The sequence below is a fragment of the Vibrio sp. 1457 genome (genome assembly GCF_033340195.1).
GTDB classification, from domain to species: Bacteria; Pseudomonadota; Gammaproteobacteria; order Enterobacterales; family Vibrionaceae; genus Vibrio; species Vibrio alginolyticus.
Genome location: NZ_JAWOWA010000067.1, coordinates 1 through 1,707 on the forward strand (window position 1 = coordinate 1; position 1,707 = coordinate 1,707).

2 protein-coding genes are annotated in these 1,707 nt (G+C 49.2%); both read left to right on the forward strand.

Annotated elements, in window-relative coordinates; all coding sequences use genetic code 11:
• Positions 1 to 195, forward strand: a 195-nt coding sequence (locus R7Z41_RS23710; RefSeq protein WP_085012068.1) for a hypothetical protein, incomplete at its 5' end; no start/stop codon positions are given.
• 1,131 nt (positions 196 to 1,326) lie between these two features.
• Positions 1,327 to 1,707: helix-turn-helix domain-containing protein (locus tag R7Z41_RS23715; RefSeq protein WP_077129297.1), on the forward strand; the 381-nt coding region annotated here is incomplete at its 3' end.

Genomic DNA, 1,707 nt, shown 5'->3' on the forward strand with positions numbered 1-1,707 from the left:
GAATATGCAACAGGAATAAATCTTTATATGAATTGTGAAGATAAAGAATTTAATCTTGTTGATGTTATCAATGAAGATGGAAATAAAATAATGTTTGTCGTTAGCAACGATGAAAAAATACAAAAGCCAAAAAAAATAGCAAAGAAAAAAACTCCAGCACCTGTAATTGAGCTAGATAAATATCGAAAAAAATGACCATTGAGCCAGCGGCAGGCGGACAATCAGGGGCTACGTGTTAACGTTCTGACCATGATTGTCTATCCTGCATTGCTCTTTTGCCGCATGTCAGTTCGATGCGATGCAGGATAGGGCAAACGCCGCAAAATGACGTCATTGACGTCATTCGCAACCTTTGCCCGATAATCTCCAAAACGTCTGAGCTGCCACGGTTCCGGCAGCGCCTTGAGCGCAACCGGAAACCGTCTGGGGAGAACCCCAGACCCCCATCGCTGTAACATCGACGGTCTACGACCACCAACCAGCTGAATAGCTGCCAGTGCCGTGCAAATGGGCTTTGCAGGGGGCTGACGCGGTTCCTGGCGACCTGAAAGCCCCTGGTTAGGGGTATCGGCGCGCCTGACCTCCTGAAACCCTCTGTAAGCGTTTTTCGCGCCTTCCATGCCCTGACGGGCATTTAAACCCCGCCTCGTGCGTCTGAGAGCTTCTGAGCGCGTTTGAAGGGCTATCTGACGACTCATCCCCGAAAGAACAACAGCGGAATCACCGACAACATGCGAGAGGTGGCACCGCTCGCCGCAGCCCCAGCGACCGAACGTTAGTGAGCGAGTGGGCGAGGAAGCGGAAGAGAACCGGAAACCACATTGAGCACGTACGCACTGATACGGGGTGTCGGGGCGAAGCCCTGACCAGATGGCAAACGGAATATCGTCGCGGGTGACGGTATTACATTTGCACATCCTGTCCCGATTTCTGCGGGGGTTAACGGTGAACGGACGGCAAAAAACGTGCAGGAGCTGTTGAACGTGAAAACCACGAAATCTGGCAAAAATCACGGCTGGCGAGGCTTGCAGAGGAGTAAGCCAGTATACACTCCGCTATCGCTACGTGACTGGGTCAGGGCTTCGCCCCGACACCCCCAAAGGGCGTTGCGTTGCGCGCAACACCCTTGCCTAGAATAGATCTTTTACGCCGATTTGTAAGTTGTTGTTTTTTTAGTGTGTTTTTTGTTTACCTGTCGCATCCAGGGTGACACAACGTTGTCGCATCCTGGATGCGACAACACGCAACAAGGTGTTGCACAGATGTGTCATGATGGCTTAGATTTGAACCAACGTTAGTGCATGGGATTTTTAGAGGGAAAAAATCATGTTTATTGATTCAGAAAAACGACTGAAACAACTTTCAGATGAGGCAAAGAAAAACACCGAGGATCTCGAAGAAGCAAAGAAGAATTCAAGGTTTACACAGGTATCCCCAAAAGGTTGGGAACGCGTTCGAGAGCTGCTGAAGGATAGCCAAGGCATATCAGCACTGAAGCTGTACTCATTTTTAGCGGAGCATATCGATCCTACGTGTGGCGCTGTCGTTGCGGATCAGCAATTCCTAGCTGAAAAACTTGGAGTTAGCAGAAGCACAATTATTCGTTGGCTCAATTACTTAGAATCAAAAAATGCATTAGTTAGAATCCCCGTTGCTGGTAAGGTTTGTGCGTATGCCCTCGATCCACATGAAGTCTGGAAGGGATAC